Below are 24,072 nucleotides of genomic sequence, written 5' to 3'. Positions count from 1 at the left end.
TTGTTGTGGAAGAGGGAAGATTATGAAGGAAGTAACCATTTATAAAAATAAAAAAGTTTTGGTCTTGGGATTAGCGTTAAGCGGTGTGAATGCAGCCAAGCTGCTTCATTCTTTAGGAGCACTTGTGACAGTGAATGATTACAAGAGCTTTGAAGAAAATCCAGAAGCACAAGAATTACTGGAAGATGGGATTCGCGTTGTTACGGGTGGTCATCCTGTAGAGTTGTTGGATGAAGACTTTGAATTCGTCGTTAAAAATCCAGGCATCATGTATCATAATCCTATTGTTGTGAAAGCAATCGAAAAAAAGATTCCTGTTATCACTGAAGTCCAATTGGCTTATGAAGTAGCAGAAAGCCCGATTATCGGTATTACAGGGACGAATGGGAAAACAACGACAACTACGATGATTACGGAACTTTTAAATACCGATCGTCGATCCGGGAAAGCTTATGCAGCTGGAAATATCGGCACACCTGCTAGCCTTGTAGCAAGTCAAGCTTCTTCTAACGATGATATTGTGATGGAACTGTCCAGTTTTCAATTAATGGGTACAACTTCTTTTCGACCACACATTGCGGTCATCACAAATATTTTTTCAGCTCATCTCGATTATCATGGAACGAGAGAAGAATATGTGGCAGCTAAAATGCGTATTACGGAAAATCAAACAGAAGAGGATTATTTGATTGTAAACTGGGATTTGCCAGAATTACGCGAATGGTCTAAAAAAAGCAAAGCAACCATTATTCCTTTTTCGAGAAAGCAAAAAATTGAAGATGGCGCCTATGTAAAAGATGGTGATATTTATTTTGCAGAGACACGCATCATGAATCGTCAGGATATTTTAGTTCCTGGAGATCACAACTTAGAAAATGCTCTAGCTGCAATTTGTGTGGCTAAGCTATATGGAAAAACTAGTTCAGCAATTCAAAAAACATTCACTGGTTTTGCAGGCGTTAAACATCGGACACAATATGTGCGCAGTTATCGGGAACGTAAATTTTATAATGATTCTAAAGCAACCAATACATTGGCAACGATCAATGCATTAAAAGGATTTGATGCACCGGTCATTTTGCTGGCAGGTGGATTAGACCGCGGAAATGATTTTGATGATTTGGTTCCCTATATGAAATATGTTAAAGCACTGATCGTTTTTGGAGAAACAGCTGCTAAAGTAGCGGATGCTGGACGAAAAGCTGATGTCAAGTCTATTGTAACGGTACAAAATGTAGAAGCAGCTGTTCCAGTCAGCTACGAACTGAGTGAGAAGGGAGATATTATTCTCTTATCGCCAGCATGCGCAAGCTGGGACCAATACCGCAGTTTTGAAGTACGCGGAGATGCTTTTATTGGTGCAATAGAAAAAACGATTCAAAAATTGGAAGAGGAGGACTAGACGCATTTTCGTCTAGGTTGATTATGAAAGTATTATTATCAGGCGGCGGTACAGGAGGACATATTTATCCAGCATTGGCGCTTCTTAGACAAATTAAGAAAGAAGATCCTACTGCCGAGTTTTTATATGTTGGAACAGAACGAGGACTAGAAAGTCGCATCGTTCCAGAAGCAGGGGTAGCTTTTAAAGCTGTAAAAGTAGAAGGGTTCAAGCGTTCTTTATCTTGGGATAATGTTCAGACGATTCTGCTCTTTATAAAAGCGATCAAGGAATCTAAAAAAATCATCCAATCTTTTCAGCCAGATGTTGTGATTGGAACGGGAGGATATGTTTGTGCACCGGTTGTTTACGCTGCTGCTAAACAACACATTCCGACGATCGTTCATGAACAAAATAGTGTGGCAGGGGTTACGAATAAGTTTTTAGCGCGGTATACGGATAAAATCGCGATCTGTTTCGAAGAAGCCAAACATGCTTTTTCGTCTTATGAAGAGAAAGTCGTTTATACCGGAAACCCACGTGCTCAAGAAGTCGCAGGTATTGCCACTTCTTCTGTCTTAGCGGAATATCAATTAGATCCCGCTATCCCTACTGTCTTGATTTTTGGCGGCAGCCGAGGAGCTAAGCCGATCAACCAAGCTTTTATTGAGGCTTTATCTCAGTTAAACGAGAAACATTATCAAGTTTTATATGCTACAGGAGAAGTTCATTTTGAGAAAATAAAAAGTGAGATCGGAGACACAGCAAAAAATATTTCAGTTGTTCCTTACATTTCAAATATGCCTGAAGTTTTTGCGAATGTATCTTTAGTTGTTTCTAGAAGCGGTGCAACGACGTTAGCAGAGTTAACGGCTCTAGGGCTTCCAAGTATATTAATTCCAAGTCCTTATGTCACAAATGATCATCAAACAAGAAATGCAGAAAGTTTAGTGAAAAAAGGCGCAGCAAAAATGATCACGGAAAAAGAATTGACACCAAACACTTTTGTTTCAGCCATAGACGAGTTGATGTTAAATGAAGCGAATCGTGCTGAAATGGCTGTTCAGGCAAAGGAAATGGGCGTTCCTGACGCTGCTGATCGATTGATTGGCTTGATTAAAGAACTACAGTAAACAATCAGAGAGGAGGACAAAAATGTCTGATTTTTATAGCAGAAGAAAAATGAAGCCAACGGGACATGCAACAGATTTGTCCTCTCCATCAAGTAAAAAAGATAAGAAAACAGTCGCGTTTGGTCGTAAAAAAAATATTGAAGATTATTTACCAAAGTTAAAAGAGCAACGCCACAAAAAAATGATCCATCGTTTGATTCCGTTGCTCTTACTGTTTTCATTTGCAATTTTAGTCGTCATTTACTTTATATCGCCTTTAAGTAAAATTGATGAGATCTCAGTAAGTGGTACTTCAAGCATTACGGATCAGGAAGTCATCAATGTTAGCTCGCTTAAGACGCATGAATCTTTGTGGCCCGCTTACTTTTCAAAGAAAAAAACAGAAAAGAAAATCATAGATAATATTCCGCAAGTTCGTGGAGCTTCTCTGACCCTTAATGGACTAAACGATTTTCAGTTAACCATCGATGAATTTAAAACAGTGGGTTATCTTCATGAAGGACCTCACTACTATACGATACTGGAAAATGGGAAAATTGTAGATGAAAGCAGAACAGTTTCAATAGGAAACGATCCTGTTTTTAAAAGTTTTAAAGAAGGAAAAGCGCTAAAGTTGCTGATCAAACAATATGCTTTATTGTCACCTTCTATTCAGAATGCTATTTCAGAAATAGAAGCTGTACCATCTAAAAACGATCCTTATTTGATTCGTCTTTATATGAATGATGGGAAACAAGTGATTGCGTCGATTCCTACTTTTGCAGAAAAAATGAATTACTACCCAGATATGGTTAAGAAAATTGGTAACCGCAAAGGAACGATCAATATTGAAATAGGCGGATACTTTGAACCATTTGAACAAAAAGAACCAGATGAAGAAGACTTTGATGAAGAAGATGAAGAAAATTTTAATGAAGAAACGGAATGAATGAATAAATAAAGAAAAAAATCAAGGAATATTTTGGAATATCTTCGAATATCTTCGAAATTCAGAAAAGGTTATGGTAAAATGAACCATAGCTAGGTTTTCTCACTAAAAATCAAAATTAAAAACTGAGAAAAACAAGTAGGAGGTTTCAATGCATGAGGAGCAATGAAATGTATGTCAGTTTAGATATTGGAACCACTTCAATAAAAGTAGTTGTAGCAGAGTACTTGAATGGACAAATGAACATTATTGGAGTCGGAAACGAAAAATCACAAGGTTTAAGTCGTGGAATCATTGTAGACATTGATCGAACAGTTGAATCAATAAAAAAGGCTATTTCGCAAGCAGAACAAAAAGCTGGAGTCGATATAAAAAGCGTTATTGTAGGTGTGCAAAGCAACTCAGTTGATATCGAGCCTTGTCATGGGATGATCGCAGTAAAAAGCGATGATCATGAAATAACTGACGGAGATGTGCAAAATACCATTGCAGCAGCCATGGTAAAATCGGTGCCTCCTGAAAGAGATATCCTTGCTGTGCTGCCAGAAGAATTTATCGTTGATGGATTTGATGGAATCAAAGATCCGCGTGGCATGATCGGAGTACGATTGGAAATGCATGCTACGATGATCACCGGACCTAAGACGATCGTGCATAATATCAAACGCTGCGTTGAAAAAGCAGGGTTGCAAATCCAAAATATTGTTCTGCAACCTTTAGCTGCTAGTAAAGTGGCTATGTCGAGTGGAGAAAGAGATTTTGGTACGATCTTGATCGATATGGGCGGCGGACAAACAACAGCTGCTGTTATTCACGATGATCAGTTGAAATTTGCATTTGTTGATCAAGAAGGCGGCGAATTTGTAACAAAAGATATTTCAATCGTATTGAATACATCTATTGAAAACGCCGAGCAGTTGAAACGCGATTTTGGATATGCCTATTCACCAGATGCTTCCCCAGATGAACAAATTCCGGTAGAAGTGGTGGGACAGTCAGAACTGGTTAATATTGATGAACTGTATTTATCCGAAATCATTGAAGCGCGAATTGCACAAATTTTTGAAACCGTCAAAGAAGAGTTGGATACGACTGGTGCTAGAGAGTTGCCAGGTGGCATTATTATGACTGGCGGTGTTGCTTCTATGCCTGGAGTACTAGAATTAGCTAAAGAAATATTTGAAGTAAATGTTAAGCTTTACATTCCTGATCAAATGGGTATGCGTTATCCTTCATTTACAACCGCTATCGGTTTAATTGAATATGAAGAAACATTGGACGATATCCAACGCTTAGCTAACCAAAGTACAGTTGGCATCCAATATAGAAGTGGGTCAGTTACTGATGATCAAATGATGCGGAGTCAAAAGTATTATACAGAGGAAGATGATGCAATCAGAGAACGTCCAGCAAAAGCTGAAAAAAGAGATGAAGATTCGATTACAAACAAGCTCAAAAGTTTCTTCAATCATTTTTTTGATTAAAAGTAGGATAATAAGTAAAACAGAACAGAAAGAGACAGTAGGGGGATAAAAAATGGATTTAGAATTCGATACAACTCCAGTAAATGGAGCAATTATTAAAGTCATCGGTGTCGGTGGAGCAGGAAACAACGCTGTCAATCGAATGATCGAAGAAGATGTTCAAGGTGTTGAGTTTATCGTTGCCAACACTGACTTGCAAGCATTAGCCAGTTCAAATGCTGAAACCAAAATTCAATTGGGACCAAAATTAACACGCGGTTTAGGTGCTGGAGCAAACCCGAATATCGGATTGAAAGCAGCAGAAGAAAGTGAAGAGCAAATTGCAGAAGCCTTAAGCGGCGCAGATATGATTTTTGTTACAGCTGGTATGGGCGGCGGAACTGGAACAGGTGCTGCTCCAATCGTTGCTCGTATTGCAAAAGAGCAAGGAGCTTTGACAGTTGGTGTGATCACAAGACCATTTTCATTTGAAGGACCGAAACGCGGACGTTTTGCAGCTGAAGGCCTTGCTAAAATGAAAGAACATGTTGATACACTTGTAACGATTTCAAACAATCGCTTGCTTGAGATCGTGGACAAGAAAACTCCTATGTTAGAAGCATTCCGTGAAGCAGATAACGTATTACGCCAAGGAGTACAAGGGATTTCTGACTTGATCACTTCACCAGGATATGTCAACTTAGATTTCGCGGACGTAAAAACGGTTATGGAAAACCAAGGTTCTGCTTTGATGGGAATCGGTACAGCAAGCGGTGAGAACCGTACAGCTGAAGCTACGAAAAAGGCAATTTCATCACCATTATTAGAAGTTTCAATTGATGGCGCTGAATCGGTTCTATTGAATATCACCGGTGGCTCAGACTTAACGCTATTTGAAGCACAAGATGCATCTGATATCGTTTCTGCAGCTTCAACAACAGAAGTTAATATTATTTTTGGTACTTCGATCAATGAAGATCTAGGAGACGAAGTAGTCGTAACGGTTATTGCTACTGGAATCGACACTACAGCTATTGAAAATAATCGAAACACAAGAAACAGAAATACACGTTCACAATCAGTCGGTACAGAAAAGAAACGTGCTGTACAATCTGAACAAGCACCAGAAACGAAAGGCAACGATCCTTTTGCTGACTGGGATATCCGACGTGAACCAAGTGTGAGAGATCGTAAAGTTTACAAACCAGGTGAAAGTGTCGTAAACGATGAAGAAAAACCAAACGTAGATGCTTTGAATCGCGAAGATCATGCTGAGAAAGAAGAAACAGATCATTTGGATACACCACCGTTCTTTAGAAGAAGGCGCAAATAAACATGCAAAGAATAAAGAAAAATGCAGAGGCGGTCGAAAAGCAAGTAGCACAATCATTGATCAAAGCAAATCGCCAGAAATCAGAAGTGCAGATCATTGTAGTGACTAAAAGTGTTTCAGTCGATGATACCCAAGCTATTGCAGCTTTAGGGTATCATCATCTTGCTGAAAACCGTCCTGAAGGGTTACAATTAAAGCAAGAGGCAGTTACTGATCCTGCTATTGTGTGGCACTACATTGGTTCTTTGCAAACGCGTAAAGTCAAACAAGTCATTAATAAGATCGATTATTTACATTCTTTAGATAGATGGTCTTTAGCAAAAGAAATCGAAAAAAGAGCAGATCATGTCATTCGTTGCTTCTTACAAGTCAATGTCACTGGAGAAGAATCTAAAAGCGGACTAAGACCAGAAGAAACTGAGCAGTTTCTTTCTGATCTTCAGTCATTTAACAATATTGAAGTCATTGGCTTAATGACGATGGCTCCCAAAGAAGCGGACGAAGAAGCGTTGCACAAAACGTTTCGATCGTTGAAGCAATTGCAGGAAACATTGAAACAAAAAGCTTTTTCAAATGCACCTTGTACAGAATTAAGTATGGGGATGAGTCAAGATTATCCAATCGCTATTGAAGAAGGCGCAACATTTGTGCGAATTGGAACAGCTTTTTTTGAAGAATAAAAATAGTTCCAAGTGAGGAGAGTTTGTCATGGGAATGATGAATCGATTCAATGAATTTTTTAGATTAAATGATGAAGAATTAGCTATGGATGAGGCAATCGGCGGAAACTACGACGAAGAACCGGAGTTAAGGAAACCACAAATGAATAAACAAACGACTACAAATAGAACGGATCCAGCTGCTGTGAATATGAGAAAAGAGCAAAGAAGAACCCCTAATGTTGTCTCCATGCATCAAACGGCCCAACAAGGCAAAATCATTATTATGGAACCACGCGTTTATTCAGAAGTAAAAGAAATTGCGGATATTTTGTTGAAACAACAAGCAGTGGTGCTCAACTTTAAACATATGGAAAAAGATCAAGCAAAGAAAACGGTTGATTTTTTAATGGGTACTATTTATGCAATAGATGGGGACATGCAGCGAGTTGGAAATGAAATTTTTCTATGTACACCAAAAAATGTGGAGATCGATGGCGTACTAGAAAAAAATGGCAGTTTTAAAGATCTTAAATTTTATTAAGGGAGGAATTTCTTTTAATTGGCTCAATTATTGATGATGCTTTATAAAATCCTTTCAGGGGCGCTTGAGATTTATTCAGTTCTATTGATCATTTATATTTTAATGTCTTGGTTCCCTACAGCTTATGATTCTACATTTGGACGATTATTGACCACGATTTGCGAGCCTTATCTCGCAGTTTTTAGGAGAATCATTCCCCCGATCGGAATGATCAGTTTCTCTGGGATCGTAGCATTGATCGTCTTAAACCTTGCACGATATGGATTGAGTGCGTTGTTCACCCTATTATTTAGATTACTGATTTGAAACTAAACGGAGGTCTGAAAAGTGATTGAGAATGTCTATCAGCATTTTAGAAAAGAAGAAGCCCCTTTTATCGATATGGCGACAGACTGGATCAAGCAGTGCGAAGATCAGTACACACCCGTACTGACTCCTTTTTTAGACCCTAGGCAGTTTTATATTTTAGAAACATTAGTAGGGAAAAGCAATGAAATTCATCTTTTTTCTTATGGTGGGTACGAAGCGGCAGAACGAAAAAGGGCTTTTGTTTGTCCTGCCTATTTCGAACCTAGACAAGAAGATTTTGAAATTTCTTTGTATGAGATCCATTATCCAACAAAATTTGCTACTTTGTCTCATGGAAAAATCCTAGGTACTTTACTATCATCTGGTCTGAAAAGGACATACTTTGGAGATATTATTTCTGATGGGGAAAGTTGGCAATTTTTTGTTGATGAAACAATGGGGAATTATGTGACGAGCCAAGTTAACAAAATTGGACACATTTCTGTTAGAATTGAAGAAAAAATGTATACAGGTTTGTTAGTCCCTAAAGATAGTTGGACAATCATCAATGATACCGTATCATCCATGCGTGTTGATACATTGTTGTCTTCGGTGTTCAATGTTTCTAGACAACGAGCAAAACAAATGATAGAATCAGGTAAAGTTAAGGTCAACTGGACCCAAATGGATCGTTCCGACTTTCTGTTGGATTTGCTGGATATCGTTTCAGTAAGAGGATATGGACGGCTACAGATTCAAGAAATCGAAGGAAAAAGTAAAAAAGATAAATGGAAACTGAAATTAGGCGTTTTGTATAAATAAATTTACACAATAAACAACAGATAAGTATGTACTTTTAAAACAAAAATTTATTTATGGAGGTACTTCTATGGTTTTAACTCCCTTGGATATACATAATAAAGAATTTCCTGTAAAAATGAGAGGGTATGATCAAGATGAAGTGAATGATTATCTTGAACAGATTATTCGTGATTACGAAACGCTCTTAAAAGAAAAACGTGAAATTGAAAAAGAATTAAAGTTCGCTGGAGAAAAAGTTGAGCACTTTAATAATATGCAGGAAGCTCTTAATAAGTCGATCATCGTTGCGCAAGAAGCGGCAGATCGTTTGAAAGAAAATGCTAATAAAGAAGCAGAAATCATTCATTTAGAGGCAGAAAATAATGCAGATCGTTTATTAAATGAAGCTGTTGCTAAAGCTCGAAAAATCACTTCTGAAACAGAAGAGCTTAGAAAGCAGAGTCGTATTTTTAAGCAGCGTCTGCAATTAATGATCGAATCCCAGTTGGAAATGGTAAAAAATGAAGAGTGGGAAGAGCTTTTGAAGCCTGAACTGGATGATACACTTGATTTATCAACCGTGAAAGAAGTCATTCAACAAATAGAACAAAAAGAAGAAATGACTGCAGGATCTATTTCTGAAAATGAAGCGGAAGATGTTTCTGAAATAGAAGTTGGTTTAGCGACTGAAATCGATCTAGAAGAAGATGCTTCTGATGGTGATCAAATGATGCATGAAGAGGGATCAACACCAGCTATTGAACTACCAAATTAAACAAATAAAAACTAAGAGTGGAACAGAAAACGATAGAATACTTTTCAGCGAGTTAGAGAATGGTGGAAGTCTAACAAGTTCCTTTTATCGTAAGATCATCCATGAGTGCGGATTTGAAAAAACAGTAAAATCTGCCGCTTAATGAGCGTTAACAATTACAAAAGTAGAAAAAGTATTTCTTTTTCTTAAATTTTGGGTGGTACCGCGAAGACTTCGTCCCTATTCAGGGGGAAGTCTTTTTTTTCATCATTTTTTTGATCGGTAGGTTTGATCAATGTACATGAATTAAAGCGGTCTTGCACTTCTTTATTATTTTTTTTAGGCATACAGCAACTGGATGTCTTAGCAGGAACATGTGTGAAAAACAAATAAATGATTTTAACGTGATGAGAAAAAAGAAAGGTGAGGAATGATCATAATGAAAATGAAAGATACATTGAATCTTGGAAAAACAAAATTCAAGATGCGTGGGAACTTGCCCGTTCGAGAAGCAGAATGGCAAAAAGAATGGGAAGAAGCAGATGTTTATCACCAACGTCAAAAAATAAATGAAAATAAGCCGTCCTTTATTTTGCATGATGGTCCTCCATATGCGAACGGCGATATTCATATGGGACATGCGCTAAATAAAATCAGTAAAGATATCATCATCCGTCAAAAGAGTATGTCAGGCTATCGTGCTCCATATGTACCAGGATGGGATACACATGGATTACCGATTGAGCAAGCTGTTACGAATAGCGGCGTAGACCGTAAAAAATTGACAGTAGCAGCTTTTAGAAAAATTTGTGAGGAATATGCTTGGAAACAGGTCAACAAACAAAGGGAAGACTTTAAACGGTTAGGCGTTGCTGGCGAGTGGGACCATCCTTATGTCACATTAGATCCAGTCTATGAAGAACAACAAATTCGTTTGTTCGGTAAAATGGCTGAAAAAGGTTATATCTATAAAGGACTAAAACCGATCTATTGGTCTCCATCTAGTGAATCTTCTTTAGCTGAAGCTGAGATTGAATATAAAGATGTCAAGTCTCCAAGTATCTATGTAGCTTTTGATGTGGTTGATGGAAAAGGGAAGTTAGATGATGCCACATCTTTCATTATCTGGACTACGACACCTTGGACATTGCCTTCTAATTTGGCCATTACCGTTCATCCTGATTTTGATTATGTTTTAGTAAAAGCAGGAGAGAAAAAATACGTTGTTGCTCGTGATTTGCTATCCAATGTATCTTCTGAATTAGGTTGGGACGAAGTAGAAGTATTAGATGAGTTCAAAGGAAAAGACTTAGAGTATATGACAGCTCAACATCCTTTCTATGATCGTACCTCTATGCTGATTCTTGGAGACCATGTAACTTTAGATGCTGGTACAGGCTTGGTTCATACTGCTCCTGGGCATGGGGAAGACGACTATATGGTAGGGAAAAAATACCACCTTGAACCATTATCTCCAATCGATGATAAAGGTTGCTTTACAACAGAAGCACCTGGTTTAGAAGGAATGTACTATGATAAAGCAAACAAAGTGATCACAGAATGGCTGGAAAAAAATGGACAACTATTGAAGTTAAGCTTCTTTACTCATAGTTACCCGCATGACTGGAGAACGAAAAAACCAGTTATTTTCCGAGCAACGCCGCAGTGGTTTGCTTCTATTGATCAATTCCGTCAAGAAATATTAGACGTGATCGAACAGGATGTTAAATGGTGGCATCCATCTGGCAAAACACGTATTTATAACATGGTGCGTGACCGTGGAGATTGGGTTATTTCTCGTCAACGTGTATGGGGTGTGCCACTTCCAATCTTTTACGCAGAAAATGGCGAACCGATCATTACACCGGAGACGATTAATCATGTTGCTACATTAGTCGGTGAGCATGGCTCTAATGTCTGGTTTGAACGCGAAGCGAAGGACTTGTTGCCGGAAGGATTTACTCATCCAGGCAGCCCAAACCAACAATTTACAAAAGAAACGGACATTATGGATGTTTGGTTTGACTCCGGCTCTTCTCATGCTGGTGTATTAAGAACACGTCCGGAATTATCATTCCCAGCAGATATGTATTTAGAAGGTTCTGACCAATATCGCGGTTGGTTTAATTCAAGCTTAACGACATCCGTTGCCGTTAATGATCAAGCCCCTTATAAAAATGTTCTTTCACAGGGATTTGTTATGGATGGCGAAGGAAAGAAAATGAGTAAGTCGTTGGGTAATACCATTCTTCCTGAAAAAGTTATCAAACAAATGGGTGCAGATATCATTCGTTTGTGGACTGCTAGTGTAGATTATGAGTATGACGTACGAGTTTCAACAGAAATTTTACAACAGATCTCTGAATCTTATCGTAAGATTCGTAACACGATTCGTTTCTTGTTAGCCAATACCTCTGATTTTGATCCAAAACAACATAGCGTTGCATTTGAAGATTTGAATGGTTTAGATCAATATATGACCATTCGCTTTAATCAAATCGTGAAGAAAATAAGAGAAGATTACGAAGCGTATGACTTTTCTTCCATTTATCAAACCGTTATGAATTTTGTAACGGTTGATCTGTCGCAATTTTATTTGGATATCGCTAAAGATATTGTTTATATTGATGCGCCAAATGGTCACGATCGACGCGCGATGCAAACTGTTTTCTACGATATTGCTGTTAAGTTGACGAAGTTGTTAACGCCGATTCTTCCACATACTTGCGAAGAAGTTTGGAATTATCTAACTGAAGAAGAAGCATTTGTTCAATTGTCTGAGTTCCCAGAAGTTGAAAACTTCGAGCACCAAGATGAGATCTTGGCAGACTGGAGAACCTTTATGGAAACAAGAGATAAAGTATTGAAAGCTTTAGAAGTTGCGAGAAATGAAAAAATTATTGGTAAATCTTTTGAAGCAGAAGTTACACTTTATCCAACTTCATCCGTTAAAGAGAACTTAGAAAAACTTGGTGCAAATATTGGACAGTTGCTGATCGTTTCTGATCTAAAAATAGCTGATCCAACTCAAACACCAGATTCAGCTATGAAGTTTGACGATTTAGCCGTAGAAGTTACTCACGCTCATGGTGAAACATGTGAAAGATGCCGAATCATCAGCGAAGAAGTAGGAACATTTGAAGATGCGCCTACTATTTGCGGAAGATGCCACGCAATCTTGGAAGAACATTATCCTGAAGCTTTAACTGCTGAAATGGAATAAAAATTATTCTTTCTGTTCTGAAAAATCATAAAGCCAACCAAATTCTTGTGATATAAGATTTGGTTGGCTTTTTTAACAAAGAAAATAGGTTCTTCAACTTTCAAACATTGGTCACGACATTTATTCGGAACGATGGTGCTACAATGGATGTTTAAATGAAAAGTAAGCAGGTTCCGTATAATAAAAATAAAAAGCAAATGCAAGGAATCACAACTCTGAACAGCTTCTTAAAATATTGAACAAAAAGAGCTTTTAAGTTTATGAAAACCCTTGCTTAATAAAACAGGCTGCGTTATAATGTCCTTAAGTGATAGATTTACTTTTTTAAAGAGAACAAAGTTTTTTCAGACCAGCTTACAATTTTTCATGTATGTGTTTGAAATATAAAGTCTAGGATTTTGGAACAATGATTTTGCCTCTATTGAAAAAAGAATCTGTTGCAAAATGTAAAAAATGGAGGTTTAGGTAAGATGGAAAAAGGAACAGTAAAATGGTTCAACGCTGAAAAAGGTTTTGGTTTTATCGAAGTTGAAGGTGGAGACGATGTATTCGTACACTTCAGCGCAATTACTGGTGAAGGTTTCAAAACTTTAGAAGAAGGCCAACCTGTTGAATTCGAAATTGTTGAAGGAAACCGTGGTCCTCAAGCAGCTAACGTTGTTAAACTATAATACTTAACTTACTCAAAAGAGATAGAAACAGAAATGTTTTTATCTCTTTTTTCATTATGTTCAATAGAAACAAAAAAAGAAGCTGGGAAAAAACCAGCTTCTTTTTTTGTTTCATTAATGTATTATCTTCTTCTACCCACAATCAATGAGAAGATGAAGATCAGAACGATTGCTCCGATCAAAGCAGGAAAGACGTAAAATCCGCCTACTTCCCAGCCCCAACCACCAAGTAAGGAAGTACCAATCCATGAACCAATAAAACCTACGATGATATTTCCAATAATTCCTCCTGGTACGTCTTTACCTACGATCATACCAGCAATAGCACCTAAGATGCCACCAACGATAAGAGACCAAATAAATCCTATCATTACTTTCACTCTCCAATACAAAATATTTTCTTTCTACATGCTTTACTATATACACATTTTGGACACAATTCAATTAATATGCTCATTCGTCATAAAAGAATGGAAAGAGTAAAGAGATCAGTGATGTTTATTGGTTAATTCTAACAGTTGGTTACGTAAATCAGATTCCATCGTTGAAAGTTCGCGTTCAGCTTCTTTCCGTTTGATACGACCTTCTTCTTGAATATCAAGGGTTTGCTGTAAGGTTTCAATCAAATCAGTTTGAGTTTGTTGAAGGGTCTCAATGTCAATAATCCCTCGTTCATTTTCTTTTGCTGTTTCAATAGCAGAAGTCTTCAGCATTTCTGAATTTTTCTTCAGCAAGTCATTTGTAGTCTCAGAAACTTGGCGTTGCGCACTGACAGCATCTTTCTGTCTTAATAATGTCAAAGCGATAGCGATTTGGTTTTTCCATAAAGGAATAGCCGTATTGATCGAAGATTGAATTTTTTCAGATAGCGCTTGGTTTGTGTTTTGGATCAAACGAATCTGAGGTGCTTGTTGGATCGTCATTTGACGGGCCAATTTTAAGTCATGGGTCCGTTTTTCCAAGCGATCCAAGAATTGATTCAAATCATTGACCTTTTGAACATCCATTTGATCCGTACTCTTTTCAGCTTTCTCGACTGCAGCAGGAATCAGTTTTGTTAACAGTTCCTCTTGTTTAAGCTCTCCAGCTGCAATATAAATATTCAAGGCTTCAAAGTAATCTAAGTTTTTAGCGTATAACTGTTCAAGCATGGCGTTGTCTCTTAACAATAAACCTTTTTCTTTATCTAGCTTCAAAGCGATTTTATCGATTTGGGCACCAATTTTTTGATATTTTGCCGTTACCTCGTAAATAGATCGGTTGACTTTCCCAAATAAACGTTTAAATACATTTTGATTATCTGCGTTCAAATCTTCCGGGTCTGCTTCGTTCAAGCGATACATTAAATCATTAAGCGTACTGCCGATTTCACCGGTGTCCTGATTTTGAACATGATCCAACATGTGATGAGAAAATTCTCCCAATTTTTGTTGTGCCGCTGCGCCATAAGACATCACCGATTCAATGCTTGTTTCATCTATCTGTTCTGCTAAAGACTGAGCTTGTTGTCGGCGTTCCTTGGAAAGCTTGTCTACAAGGCGATCAGGTGTCTGTTCTTTCGCAGCTGATGTGGAAAGCGGACCAGCAGTAGGTGCAGCGGGTGCTGATGCTGTATCGAAAGGATTCTGCATTAAGCTTTCTAGTTCTTCATTTACATTTTTTACATTTGTTTGTTTCATGTCTGGTGCATTAGCTTCAAGGTCTTCGTATTTATTATTATCCATAAGCGATTCCCAACTCCTTTGAAATTATAGTTCCTCCTGTTGAATTTCGTTACTGTCTCCATTATCTCTTGTCATCATTTTCTTTGCAAGTTCTACTTCTAATTCCATATCTTCAACTTCATCTGATTTGAAGGAAACGTAATCTTGTGCAATCTGGTTGCACATTTCATCGATAGTTTGAGCACTTTTATTTAAGACATCGAATGTTGATTTTTGTTTAACTTCATGTTGATCAACTTCAATATATTTACTGGTCAAGTCTCTTAAAGAAGGCAAGTGGACATATAGGAATTTATCGACTTCATGCAGACGATTAGGTTCAGAAACGATCGCTTTAAACAATTCTTTTGCCAAATGAATCGTATTGTTCCGTTTTTCGATCGCTGTCAGTTTTGTTGAAGCGTGCATGTTTTTCTCTAACTGAAGAATATTGATTTTTGCCGTTTGCATCGTTTCTCTAAAAAATTTCGTTTCTTCTTTAGATAAGCCTTTAGATTTATAAAAAGCTTCTTTTTCAGATGATACTTTTCCTAAACGTTGCCCTTTTCTTACCGTTTGTTTCTGCTCATTTTTATAGAAAAGAAAGCTGCCTATACCTAAACTAATGATTAGAGACACCCAGAAGTCGAAACTGAATAAAAAAAGCAAAATTAAAAAAATCAAAATGGTCGTGACACTAGTAAAAGTATAACTGATGATATCCTTTAAATTTTTCAACAGTTTATCCATTATATTCACCTCATATATTTTTTGGTTCAATGTTGTATTCCAATTCTCTTTTATTTTAGCACACATTGCTGACAGACAACTATCCGTCTTTAGCATGATTTCTTTTTGTCTTAAGATAATGGCGTAAACGAATACCTTCTTAATTCTATTATACTAGAAAGAAGGCTGGAATTTCGACTGAACGTCCTTGTGTTTTTTTTCTTGCACGGTTATCATAGATAAAGAATCGTCGGAGGAGGATGCGGTATGAAATTTGAAGAAGAAACGATTTCTAGTAAAACGATCTATGATGGGCGTCTAATCGATTATGTCGTTAAACAAGTGCGATTGCCCAATGGTGAAACGGCATCGCGTGAAATAGTTGAACATCCTGGTGCAGTAGCGATCATGCCTTTTACATCAGAAGGAAAAATGATTTTTGTGGAACAATTCCGTAAACCTTTAGAAAAAGCTATCCTTGAAATTCCAGCAGGTAAAATCGATTTAACGGACTCTGATCCTCGAGAGACAGGAATAAGAGAATTGGAAGAAGAAACAGGCTTCTATCCAGAAAAATTTGAATTGATCACGCCTTTTTACACAACACCTGGCTTTTCTAACGAATACATTTATCTATATCGCGCAGAAGGTTTAAAGAAAATTGCAAAACCGCGGGCAGGGGATGAGGATGAATTCATTGAAATCAAGACACTGACTTTTGAAGAAGCTTGGGCTGCTTTTGAAGAAAAAAGAATTATTGACGGTAAAACGATCATTGCCCTTCTGTATTGGAAAATAGAACGTTTGTCATTAAATAAAAAGGAAGATTGAGCATGGATCAGAATTTTCGCCAAGAAGAAAAACAGCGTAGAGAAAAAGAACGTGTAGAACAAAAGAAACGAGAAAAAGAAAGAAAAAAGACTGAAAGAAAATACCGCAAATCTTTAGAAAAACAAGGAATTGCTACTTCTACTCGAAAAAGAGAAAATGATAAGATACGGCAAACGGATAAAAAACTAAATTTGATCATTTTAGTGTTGTCCGTTCTTCTTGTAGGATTGCTGCTGATTATTTTTCTGGTATAAAGAAAGGAATAGAAATTTGAAAATAGGAATCATAGGTGCAATGGACGAAGAGATCATTGTGTTAAAAGAAAAAATGGAAAACCGTGAAGATTGGCAAGAAGCAAACGCAGCTTTTTCTAGTGGAGAGCTATATGGACATCAAGTCGTTCTTGTGAAATCAGGAATCGGAAAAGTGAACGCTGCTCTAGCTGCAACTTTGTTGATCAGCAAATACCAGGTAGAAGCAGTGATCAACACAGGATCAGCAGGAGCAATAGATGAATCATTAAAGATAGGAGATGTGGTCGTTTCCACAGCATTAGCTTATCATAGCGCTGATGCAACGGCCTTTGGTTATGTTTATGGACAAATACCACAAATGCCAGCTCGTTATACGGCCGATGACCGACTATTGGATGTTACAGCTGAGGCAATCACAGAAGTTGGCTTATCACCTGTAAAAGGGTTGATCGTGACAAGTGATTCTTTTATTGCTGATTCAAAACGTGTCAAAGAGATCAAGTTTCATTTTCCAGATGCACTAGTGTCAGAAATGGAAGGAGCAGCAGTTGCTCAAACGTGCTATCAATTTCAAATTCCGTTTGTCATCGTTAGAGCCGTTTCTGATACAGCAGATAATGAAGCAAATGTCAGCTTTGATACATTCATCATAAAAGCTGGAAAAAACTCTGCTATGATGGTGTGCCACATTCTTGAAAAACTTAAGTAAGCGACAGAAACGAATGCATGATTGAGGCTATTTTTCAACTCTATAAAAAAATGAGACATGCTCAATAACACAAGAACTTTGACGAACATACAATATGAAAAAGCCGAAACGAGGAGAGGGGCTCTCCATTTTTCGGCTTTTGGCTCTTTTCGACTGAAAAAGAGTTGTTGAATGATGCATCAGTGCTTTCTTGTGGAGTGAATGAAAATAACTACTTAAGAAAAGAAACGTTTGAATAGTGAAGGTTTCTTTTCAGTTTTTTCAGTTTCTTTTTCAACTGGGTATTTTTCCGCGACATCAATCGTCGGTTCGTTAACCGCATCAGTAGCAGTGTAAATCAATGCAACTGGACTGGTTTCAGAATATTCGTTTGAAACCAGCGTAAAGGCTAGTTTATTTTTTTGCGCTACTTGAATAAACATTTCGAAATCAGATAAATCATATTTTCCATTCAACAGTAGTTTTCCGTTTGGATGTTGTTTGATTTCTTTTTCAAAAGCCTTTAAAAAATAATCATTTTGTAGCTGTTCAGGAGAAATCGTTAAATAAACGCGTTCTCGTAAACTGCCCAAATAGTGTCTGCGTTCATCGATCAAGGTTTTTTTGGCACCATACATTCCTTTTTGCAGATACTCATTAGGGTCTTTTGACATATACAAGCTCCTCTCTATTAAATAAATGGGGGAAGAAGCGCAGCTATCGAATGCTTCTAAAGATCGAAAAATCTATGAATCTACTATTCTAGTTTACCATAGAATGACGTAAGATTGAGACAAAAGTCTTTAATAAATGGACATTAAAAACAAAGAAAGAAGAGAATGAATCGTGATAGAATCAGACAAACAAATGAGTTTTTCAGAAAATGAATTTTCTATCTTTTCGATAGAAGGGCTTGATCCCCGTATGACAGCTATTCGTGCGTCGATTCAACCTCGTCTCTACGCATTGGGAGAGACAGCAGCTGAATTTTTAACAGCTAAAGTGGATACTATTTCTTTCCCTGTTCACGTTGCAAAACATCTTCGCCGCACAAAATATGCTCCTGAAAGCACTTGGGCAGCAATTGGCGGAGACAAAAGGGGATACAAGAAATATCCGCATTTTCAAATCGCCATCAATAGAGAATATGTAGCTTTTTGGTTAGCTTTTATCGATCATCCTGAACATAAAGAAGCAATCGCTGATTCGTTGATCAATGAAATCGATCAACTGTACAGTTTACCTGATTCATATGTTATTTCTTTAGACCATACTAAAGAAAAGTATGTTTTCCTGCATGATGCAGATGTAAACAAAAGTCTTATTCGCTTTCGGGATGTCAAAAAAGGAGAATGGATGATTGGTCGATTATTGGAGGCAGGAGATGAAAGAGTAGAGGATAACCAAAAATTAGCAACTTTTATGTTAGAAACGTTCGACTATTTGCTTCCTTTTTATCAGTCGTCATTGTCTATTCAGCTGTTAGAAAAAGAGCAAAAAGGTTTGAAAGGATAAGTAGGGTACTGACCTCTAAAAATAGTCAAAGTTTAATTTTTGTAGAATATTCTATAGTGCGATTGCGTTGGAAAGAGACCTTTTATAAATAGAAGAAATCACTTGGTTAACAATCAAATCATCAGATGAAAAGAAGAATCTAGGTATTTTAGATTTTTTGATCTATTGACTTTTTTGTATGTATTTGTTTATGTAAAATGGACAGCAACTGTATTTAAATCAAGTTTGCTCATTTTGAAAGAAAACTAAAAAATATATTCAGATCTTAAAGAAGAATAGGGGAACTTATGATGAGATAACGAACATTAAATAGTTCACCTTGTATTTTTTACAAAACATTATTTTCTAAACAACTCTCCCAAAATTTTCCCAAATTGGCATACTTGAACAAATAAAATAAAAAAGCTTGGAACCTTAATTTAATAAGAGTTCCAAGCTTTTTAAAAAGTCTGTTTGAACGACTATTTATTATCTTGAGTAGTACTCAACGATAAGCGTTTCGTCGATTTCAGCACTCAATTCTTCACGTAATGGAAGACGAGTCAATGAACCTTCTAATTTTTCATCATCAAAACTGATGAAGTCTGGACGACCAAATACGGATTCAACAGCCGCTTTGATGATTTCCATGTTTTTAGATTTTTCACGAACTGAAACAACTTGTTCAGGTTGAACGCTGTAAGATGGAATGTCTACGCGTTTGCCATCAACAAGGATATGTCCATGGTTTACCAATTGGCGTGCTTGGCGACGAGTAGTTGCAAGACCTAAGCGGTAAACAACATTATCTAAGCGTTGTTCCAAAAGGATCATAAAGTTATCCCCTTGACGACCTTCTTTGATTTTTGAAGCTTTTAAGAATAAGTTGTAGAATTGACGCTCGTTTACACCATACATATAGCGTAATTTTTGTTTTTCTTGTAATTGCAATCCATATTCAGATAATTTTTTACGGCTGTTAGGACCGTGTTCACCTGGTGCGTATGGACGGCGTTCGATTTCTTTTCCTGTACCAGAAAGAGAAATGCCTAAACGACGAGATCTTTTCCAACTTGGGCCTGTAAAACGTGACATAATAAAATTCCTCCAATAATTTTTTTGGAGTAAAATAATTAACTAAAAAGCTCAGTAGACGTGCAGTTTGTTTTTCAATCTTCACCTATGCAGCCGCAGGTTACACAATTGCACTATGCTGTAAGAGACTAGTCCTACAGGTAACAAACTGTTGACGCGCTTACCACTTTTCTGCTGCATTATTTTACACAAAGAGCATTATACCTTATTTGTAAGAGCTGGTCAACTATTCTTTCGGTCTCCCGTATGCTGAACGAGGATTTGTACAAATTCTTCTAGATATTGTCGATCGATGTCATCAAAACGCTCTGTTACTGGAGCATCGATATCTAAGACGCCTTTTAAGGTTTCAGATATTTGAAAGGGAACAACGATTTCAGATTGGCTAGCTGAGTCGCAGGCAATGTGTCCTGCAAAACGATTGACGTCTTTGACTACATGCGTCTGGTTTGTTTCATAAGCGGTGCCGCAAACACCTTTGCCGATAGGGATCCGTACACAAGCAACTTTTCCTTGAAATGGTCCGAGGGCTAAGTTATCTGCTTCAACATCATAAAAATAAAAGCCGGCCCAATTGATGGAAGGCATAGAAGTGTATAACAGAGCAGCAGCATTGCTTAAATTAGCGATCACATTTGTTTCGCCTGTTAAGATGGCTTCAAGTTGTGCATTCATTAGACGATAAGATTTTTCTTTGGACATTTTCTCAGACCTCACGTAAATTTATTTTAGTTGCTAAGATTTTTTATCTTTTGTACTGTTAGAACGTAATCAATATGGTATACTAACTAATAGGTAATTTTACAAGAAATGATTAAAGAAATCTATATTTGGAAATAAAAATGAATCAATTTGCTTGAATGCAACTGGAGGTTAAGGGAACATGAAAATTGCTTTAATCGTTATCATAGTACTCGTGATAGCTGCGTATGTCGCAAGTTATATGATGCGAAAAAGACATTATCAAATCATTAGCGATCTGGAAAGACAAAAAACACAATTATTGAATATGCCAGTTGTTGATGATTTACACGAAGCTGATGACTTAAAACTAACGGGGGAAACTGAAACGACTTTTAAAAAGTGGAAAAAGCAATGGGAACAAATAGAACGCGTTTCTTTTCCATCAATCGAAAATGAATTATTTGATGCAAAACAGGCGATTGACCAATTGAAACTGAAAAAAGCCAATACCGCCGAAGATAAAGCAAGACAAAAGATGAGAGAAACCAAGACGGCTTTAACAGAAATCCAACAAGCATTGAAAGGTTTGCTCAAGATTGAGGGAAATAACCAATCAAGATTGAATCAAATCAAAAGCCAATACCAGAAGATCCGCAAGAATTTATTAACACAAAGTTTCTCTTTTGGTCCTGCTTTAGATGCTTTAGAAAATGAATTGACAGCTTTAGAAACCGAAGTCGCGTCTTTTTCTGAGATCACTTCTCAAGGCGACCATATGGAAGCCAAAAAAGTTTTGGAGAATGTTGAAACAAAAACACAAGATTTAAGAGAAAAGGTTGCTGTTATTCCTGATATTTTGAAAGAATTGACAGAGGAATATCCAGCTCAATTGGAAGAAATCAAAACAGGCTATCAAAAGTTACGAGATCAACATTATCATTTTCCAGATGATCGCATCTTAGAAGACACAGAAAAAATAAATGAACAAAGAAAGCAAGCGATACAAGAAGCTAGCAAGCTTGACATTACGACCGCTCAAGAGCAATTGCCTGTGTTAGAAAAGGAAATTGATCGCTTGTACAGTACGATGGAAGGCGAAATTGATGCTTACCAATACGTGAAGAAAAATTATCAAACGTTGGCTGAATATATCGAGTACTTAACCAATCAAAATGAAAAACTATTGATTGAGATCGATCGCGTTTCACAAAGCTATCAACTGAATCATGATGAATTAGAACAAACGAAGACATTGAAAGACCAATTAGAGAAGATCGAACAACGTTTTGTTTACTATGATGATCATATTCAAGAACAAACAGCTGTTTATTCGGAAATCGAAACCGGCTTTAAAGAAGATGCCAAAAAACTGGCAGCAATAGAAGAAAAACAAAAAAATATTACTGCAGCTCTAAAAGAACTTCGTCAAGAAGAGTTGAAGATCAAAGAACAAATCGATCAGTTCGAGCTCAATATGCGCGGCATGAAACGGTATATAGAGAAACAGCACCTTCCAGGATTGCCGCCTGAGTATGTAGACTTGTTCTTCTCTGTCAGTGATCGTATCGAAACATTGTCAAAAGAAGTTGGGCGTTTGAAAATCAATATCGATGAAATCAAAAAAATGGCAGAGTTGTGCGAAGAAGATATTGATTTATTAATGGATAAAACAGATGAGATGGTGGACAGTGCACTATTGACAGAATACATGGTGCAATACGCTAATCGTTACCGTCAAACCAATCCTCAAGTAGCATCTGCTGTCCAAAAAGGAATGGATGCATTCTATAAAGAATATCAATATCGCGAAGCTTTGGAAATCATTTCAACAGCTTTAGAAAATGCTGAGCCTGGCGCTTTTAAAAAAGTTGAAAGTGAATACTATGAAGATAAACAAGGCGGTAACGCATAAGTTGTTACGCTGAGAACGTATAGAAAACAATTGTTTTAACACTCTTTATTGAAAAATAATATCAAAAAAAGCTGAGACTGTAATCTCAGCTTTTTTTGTTGGTTCTTTATCTTCTAACGTTGGTGAAAAAATAGGTTTCTAACGAGTTTAGTGTGAAAAAGAAATGATTTTTACTGACCAATCTTAGATAATGATCATCCTTTTCACTGTTCCCGCTCATCTAATTTGAAAAGGTGCTTCTTCACATTGACTTTTTTTCTGTTATAATAATGAAGGCCATTTTAGTGGTATAAAAGGTTGAAATATAAATAAAAAATAGCTTTGTAATGAAAGAAAGTGAGATAAGTGATTTATTTTGATAACAGCGCAACGACTCAAGTAGAAGAAAGTGTGCTGGAAACATTCGTGAAAGTTAGTCAACAATTAAATGGAAATCCTTCCAGCTTGCATCGATTAGGAGATAAAGCAGATGGCCTGCTTCAGCAATCTAGACGACAGATCGCTGAAGTGATGGGAACCAAAGATGCTGAAATCTACTTTACGAGTAGTGGTACTGAAGGAGACAATTGGGCGATCAAGGGAACAGCGATTGAAAAAAGGCGCTATGGTAAACATTTGATCACGACTAGTGTAGAACATCCTGCCGTAAAACAAACGATGGCACAATTAGCATCTCTTGGCTTTGATATTACCTATTTGCCTGTCGATGAGCAAGGTGTGGTGTCAGTTGAAGCTTTAACAAAGGCTATTCGTCCTGATACGATTTTGGTTTCTGTTATGGCTGTCAACAACGAAGTGGGCAGTATTCAGCCGATTCATGAAATCGGTGAAATTCTCAAAAAATACCCAACGATTCATTTTCATGTTGATGCTGTACAAGCAGTAGGCAAAATCCCATTCGATTTAGGAGAACATTCCCGCATCGATCTAGCAACTTTTTCAGGACATAAATTTCATGCGTTAAAAGGAACAGGATTTATGTTTATTCGACATGGACGCAAGATTGCGCCTTTGTTGAATGGCGGCGGTCAAGAAAGAGGTTATCGCAGCGGTACAGAAAATGTAGCAGGAATCGCAGCGATGGCAAAAGCTTTACGCTTGCTGTTTGACCACAAAGAAGAAAAAGTTGCTAAACAAAGAGCCATTCGTGATCATATTCTTGATACGCTAGCGCAATATCCGAAAGTAAAAGTTTTTTCTTCAAAAACAGGAGCACCACATATCGTCTGCTTTGCTTTGTCAGGTATTCGCGGCGAAGTCAGTGTTCATGCTTTTGAAAATGAAAATATCTATATTTCAACGACGAGTGCCTGTTCAAGTCGAAGCGGTGCAAGTTCCAGCACCTTGGCAGCTATGAACATTCCAGACAAAATCGCAACTGGGGCTGTTAGGGTGAGTTTGACAGATACAAATACGCTAGAAGAGGCTGATCAATTCCTAAAAGCATTTGATCAATTATATGAACAATTTAAAGCCATTTAGTTAAAGAGAAAGGAAAAAGGAT

24 protein-coding genes and 1 other annotated feature are annotated in these 24,072 nt (G+C 37.2%); of the genes, 18 read left to right on the top strand and 6 right to left on the bottom strand.

Features of this window, described 5'->3' with window-relative positions:
• Positions 1-22: 22 nt before the first annotated feature.
• The 12 genes from murD (at position 23) to cspD (ending at position 13,178) form a co-directional block, all read left to right on the top strand.
• Entirely contained in the window at positions 23-1,402 is a 1,380-nt protein-coding gene (murD, locus tag BM057_RS05150) for a UDP-N-acetylmuramoyl-L-alanine--D-glutamate ligase (RefSeq protein WP_092091951.1), read from the top strand.
• 23 nt (positions 1,403-1,425) lie between these two features.
• On the top strand, positions 1,426-2,514 hold the full coding sequence (gene murG / locus BM057_RS05145; RefSeq protein ID WP_092091949.1) for an undecaprenyldiphospho-muramoylpentapeptide beta-N-acetylglucosaminyltransferase: 1,089 nt from the start codon (positions 1,426-1,428) through the stop codon (positions 2,512-2,514).
• A 22-nt stretch (positions 2,515-2,536) separates the two neighbouring features.
• On the top strand, positions 2,537-3,442 hold the full coding sequence (locus BM057_RS05140; RefSeq protein WP_052181730.1) for a cell division protein FtsQ/DivIB: 906 nt from the start codon (positions 2,537-2,539) through the stop codon (positions 3,440-3,442).
• A gap of 155 nt (positions 3,443-3,597) precedes the next feature.
• The gene (gene ftsA / locus BM057_RS05135) at positions 3,598-4,926 is read left to right on the top strand and encodes a cell division protein FtsA (RefSeq protein WP_092091947.1); all 1,329 of its coding nucleotides are present in this window, start codon (positions 3,598-3,600) and stop codon (positions 4,924-4,926) included.
• A gap of 52 nt (positions 4,927-4,978) precedes the next feature.
• Entirely contained in the window at positions 4,979-6,238 is a 1,260-nt protein-coding gene (ftsZ, locus tag BM057_RS05130; RefSeq protein ID WP_092091945.1) for a cell division protein FtsZ, read from the top strand.
• A 2-nt stretch (positions 6,239-6,240) separates the two neighbouring features.
• Positions 6,241-6,918 carry a YggS family pyridoxal phosphate-dependent enzyme gene (locus tag BM057_RS05125; protein ID WP_047390077.1) on the top strand — a complete coding sequence of 226 codons (678 nt, stop codon included), beginning with the start codon at positions 6,241-6,243 and terminating at the stop codon, positions 6,916-6,918.
• 28 nt (positions 6,919-6,946) lie between these two features.
• A complete protein-coding gene (locus BM057_RS05120) occupies positions 6,947-7,441 on the top strand; it encodes a cell division protein SepF (RefSeq protein ID WP_047390078.1) in 495 nt (164 codons plus the stop codon).
• A gap of 18 nt (positions 7,442-7,459) precedes the next feature.
• Complete coding sequence (locus BM057_RS05115; RefSeq protein WP_245741808.1) at positions 7,460-7,747, top strand: YggT family protein; 288 nt, start codon at positions 7,460-7,462, stop codon at positions 7,745-7,747.
• Between the two features lie 21 nt (positions 7,748-7,768).
• Positions 7,769-8,551, top strand: a complete 783-nt coding sequence (locus tag BM057_RS05110) for a YlmH family RNA-binding protein (RefSeq protein ID WP_092091943.1) — start codon at positions 7,769-7,771, stop codon at positions 8,549-8,551.
• A gap of 67 nt (positions 8,552-8,618) precedes the next feature.
• Positions 8,619-9,305 carry a DivIVA domain-containing protein gene (locus BM057_RS05105; protein ID WP_092091941.1) on the top strand — a complete coding sequence of 229 codons (687 nt, stop codon included), beginning with the start codon at positions 8,619-8,621 and terminating at the stop codon, positions 9,303-9,305.
• A 4-nt stretch (positions 9,306-9,309) separates the two neighbouring features.
• Positions 9,310-9,529, top strand: a binding site (T-box leader).
• A gap of 194 nt (positions 9,530-9,723) precedes the next feature.
• Positions 9,724-12,507, top strand: coding sequence for an isoleucine--tRNA ligase (gene ileS, locus BM057_RS05100; RefSeq protein ID WP_092091939.1), 2,784 nt, complete (start codon positions 9,724-9,726; stop codon positions 12,505-12,507).
• A 470-nt stretch (positions 12,508-12,977) separates the two neighbouring features.
• Positions 12,978-13,178, top strand: a complete 201-nt coding sequence (gene cspD, locus BM057_RS05095) for a cold-shock protein CspD (RefSeq protein WP_047390081.1) — start codon at positions 12,978-12,980, stop codon at positions 13,176-13,178.
• Positions 13,179-13,300: 122 nt separating this feature from the next.
• Here cspD and BM057_RS05090 read toward each other — a convergent pair whose 3' ends face one another.
• The 3 genes from BM057_RS05090 to BM057_RS05080 all read right to left on the bottom strand — a co-directional run bounded on the left by BM057_RS05090 (position 13,301) and on the right by BM057_RS05080 (position 15,631).
• A complete protein-coding gene (locus BM057_RS05090) occupies positions 13,301-13,549 on the bottom strand; it encodes a GlsB/YeaQ/YmgE family stress response membrane protein (RefSeq protein WP_047390082.1) in 249 nt (82 codons plus the stop codon).
• 117 nt (positions 13,550-13,666) lie between these two features.
• Positions 13,667-14,902 carry a toxic anion resistance protein gene (locus BM057_RS05085; protein ID WP_425439018.1) on the bottom strand — a complete coding sequence of 412 codons (1,236 nt, stop codon included), beginning with the start codon at positions 14,900-14,902 and terminating at the stop codon, positions 13,667-13,669.
• Positions 14,903-14,926: 24 nt separating this feature from the next.
• The gene (locus BM057_RS05080) at positions 14,927-15,631 is read right to left on the bottom strand and encodes a 5-bromo-4-chloroindolyl phosphate hydrolysis family protein (protein ID WP_047390083.1); all 705 of its coding nucleotides are present in this window, start codon (positions 15,629-15,631) and stop codon (positions 14,927-14,929) included.
• A gap of 246 nt (positions 15,632-15,877) precedes the next feature.
• Between BM057_RS05080 and BM057_RS05075 the strand changes: the two genes are divergently transcribed.
• Genes BM057_RS05075 through BM057_RS05065 form a run of 3 tightly spaced genes read left to right on the top strand, consistent with a single transcriptional unit; the run spans position 15,878 to position 17,404 of the window.
• Positions 15,878-16,441 (top strand): NUDIX hydrolase, encoded by a 564-nt coding sequence (locus BM057_RS05075; RefSeq protein ID WP_047390084.1) that lies wholly within the window; start codon positions 15,878-15,880, stop codon positions 16,439-16,441.
• A 2-nt stretch (positions 16,442-16,443) separates the two neighbouring features.
• On the top strand, positions 16,444-16,695 hold the full coding sequence (locus BM057_RS05070; protein WP_052181732.1) for a hypothetical protein: 252 nt from the start codon (positions 16,444-16,446) through the stop codon (positions 16,693-16,695).
• A 16-nt stretch (positions 16,696-16,711) separates the two neighbouring features.
• Positions 16,712-17,404, top strand: a complete 693-nt coding sequence (locus BM057_RS05065) for a 5'-methylthioadenosine/adenosylhomocysteine nucleosidase (RefSeq protein WP_047390086.1) — start codon at positions 16,712-16,714, stop codon at positions 17,402-17,404.
• Positions 17,405-17,619: 215 nt separating this feature from the next.
• Here the strand turns inward: BM057_RS05065 and BM057_RS05060 are convergent, their stop codons facing one another.
• Complete coding sequence (locus tag BM057_RS05060; RefSeq protein ID WP_047390087.1) at positions 17,620-18,057, bottom strand: YueI family protein; 438 nt, start codon at positions 18,055-18,057, stop codon at positions 17,620-17,622.
• Between the two features lie 172 nt (positions 18,058-18,229).
• On the opposite strand from BM057_RS05060, the gene BM057_RS05055 reads away from it, so the two are divergent.
• Complete coding sequence (locus BM057_RS05055) at positions 18,230-18,898, top strand: DUF1054 family protein (RefSeq protein ID WP_052181733.1); 669 nt, start codon at positions 18,230-18,232, stop codon at positions 18,896-18,898.
• Between the two features lie 468 nt (positions 18,899-19,366).
• On the opposite strand, the gene rpsD is transcribed toward BM057_RS05055, so the two are convergent.
• Entirely contained in the window at positions 19,367-19,972 is a 606-nt protein-coding gene (gene rpsD / locus BM057_RS05050; RefSeq protein ID WP_047390088.1) for a 30S ribosomal protein S4, read from the bottom strand.
• A 222-nt stretch (positions 19,973-20,194) separates the two neighbouring features.
• Positions 20,195-20,674, bottom strand: coding sequence for a GAF domain-containing protein (locus BM057_RS05045; protein WP_092091937.1), 480 nt, complete (start codon positions 20,672-20,674; stop codon positions 20,195-20,197).
• 181 nt (positions 20,675-20,855) lie between these two features.
• On the opposite strand from BM057_RS05045, the gene BM057_RS05040 reads away from it, so the two are divergent.
• Both BM057_RS05040 and BM057_RS05035 read left to right on the top strand, forming a co-directional pair.
• The gene (locus BM057_RS05040; RefSeq protein ID WP_092091935.1) at positions 20,856-22,568 is read left to right on the top strand and encodes a septation ring formation regulator EzrA; all 1,713 of its coding nucleotides are present in this window, start codon (positions 20,856-20,858) and stop codon (positions 22,566-22,568) included.
• Positions 22,569-22,913: 345 nt separating this feature from the next.
• Complete coding sequence (locus tag BM057_RS05035; protein ID WP_092091933.1) at positions 22,914-24,050, top strand: cysteine desulfurase family protein; 1,137 nt, start codon at positions 22,914-22,916, stop codon at positions 24,048-24,050.
• Positions 24,051-24,072: the final 22 nt, after the last annotated feature.

Origin of the sequence: Pisciglobus halotolerans (genome assembly GCF_900113675.1) — a bacterium.
GTDB lineage: Bacteria > Bacillota > Bacilli > Lactobacillales > Carnobacteriaceae > Pisciglobus > Pisciglobus halotolerans.
The sequence above is the reverse complement of the archived record's forward strand: the minus strand, read 5'-3'. Positions and strand labels throughout refer to the sequence as shown.

Excerpts from the sequence above, each read along its gene's own strand:
- murD (WP_092091951.1), top strand. The coding sequence starts at position 23 with ATGAAGGAAGTAACCATTTATAAAAATAAAAAAGTTTTGGTCTTGGGA.
- murG (WP_092091949.1), top strand. The coding sequence starts at position 1,426 with ATGAAAGTATTATTATCAGGCGGCGGTACAGGAGGACATATTTATCCA.
- BM057_RS05140 (WP_052181730.1), top strand. The coding sequence starts at position 2,537 with ATGTCTGATTTTTATAGCAGAAGAAAAATGAAGCCAACGGGACATGCA.
- ftsA (WP_092091947.1), top strand. The coding sequence starts at position 3,598 with ATGAGGAGCAATGAAATGTATGTCAGTTTAGATATTGGAACCACTTCA.
- ftsZ (WP_092091945.1), top strand. The coding sequence starts at position 4,979 with ATGGATTTAGAATTCGATACAACTCCAGTAAATGGAGCAATTATTAAA.
- BM057_RS05125 (WP_047390077.1), top strand. The coding sequence starts at position 6,241 with ATGCAAAGAATAAAGAAAAATGCAGAGGCGGTCGAAAAGCAAGTAGCA.
- BM057_RS05120 (WP_047390078.1), top strand. The coding sequence starts at position 6,947 with ATGGGAATGATGAATCGATTCAATGAATTTTTTAGATTAAATGATGAA.
- BM057_RS05105 (WP_092091941.1), top strand. The coding sequence starts at position 8,619 with ATGGTTTTAACTCCCTTGGATATACATAATAAAGAATTTCCTGTAAAA.
- ileS (WP_092091939.1), top strand. The coding sequence starts at position 9,724 with ATGAAAATGAAAGATACATTGAATCTTGGAAAAACAAAATTCAAGATG.
- cspD (WP_047390081.1), top strand. The coding sequence starts at position 12,978 with ATGGAAAAAGGAACAGTAAAATGGTTCAACGCTGAAAAAGGTTTTGGT.
- BM057_RS05090 (WP_047390082.1), bottom strand. The coding sequence starts at position 13,549 with ATGATAGGATTTATTTGGTCTCTTATCGTTGGTGGCATCTTAGGTGCT.
- BM057_RS05085 (WP_425439018.1), bottom strand. The coding sequence starts at position 14,902 with ATGGATAATAATAAATACGAAGACCTTGAAGCTAATGCACCAGACATG.
- BM057_RS05080 (WP_047390083.1), bottom strand. The coding sequence starts at position 15,631 with ATGGATAAACTGTTGAAAAATTTAAAGGATATCATCAGTTATACTTTT.
- BM057_RS05075 (WP_047390084.1), top strand. The coding sequence starts at position 15,878 with ATGAAATTTGAAGAAGAAACGATTTCTAGTAAAACGATCTATGATGGG.
- BM057_RS05070 (WP_052181732.1), top strand. The coding sequence starts at position 16,444 with ATGGATCAGAATTTTCGCCAAGAAGAAAAACAGCGTAGAGAAAAAGAA.
- BM057_RS05060 (WP_047390087.1), bottom strand. The coding sequence starts at position 18,057 with ATGTCAAAAGACCCTAATGAGTATCTGCAAAAAGGAATGTATGGTGCC.
- rpsD (WP_047390088.1), bottom strand. The coding sequence starts at position 19,972 with ATGTCACGTTTTACAGGCCCAAGTTGGAAAAGATCTCGTCGTTTAGGC.
- BM057_RS05045 (WP_092091937.1), bottom strand. The coding sequence starts at position 20,674 with ATGTCCAAAGAAAAATCTTATCGTCTAATGAATGCACAACTTGAAGCC.
- BM057_RS05040 (WP_092091935.1), top strand. The coding sequence starts at position 20,856 with ATGAAAATTGCTTTAATCGTTATCATAGTACTCGTGATAGCTGCGTAT.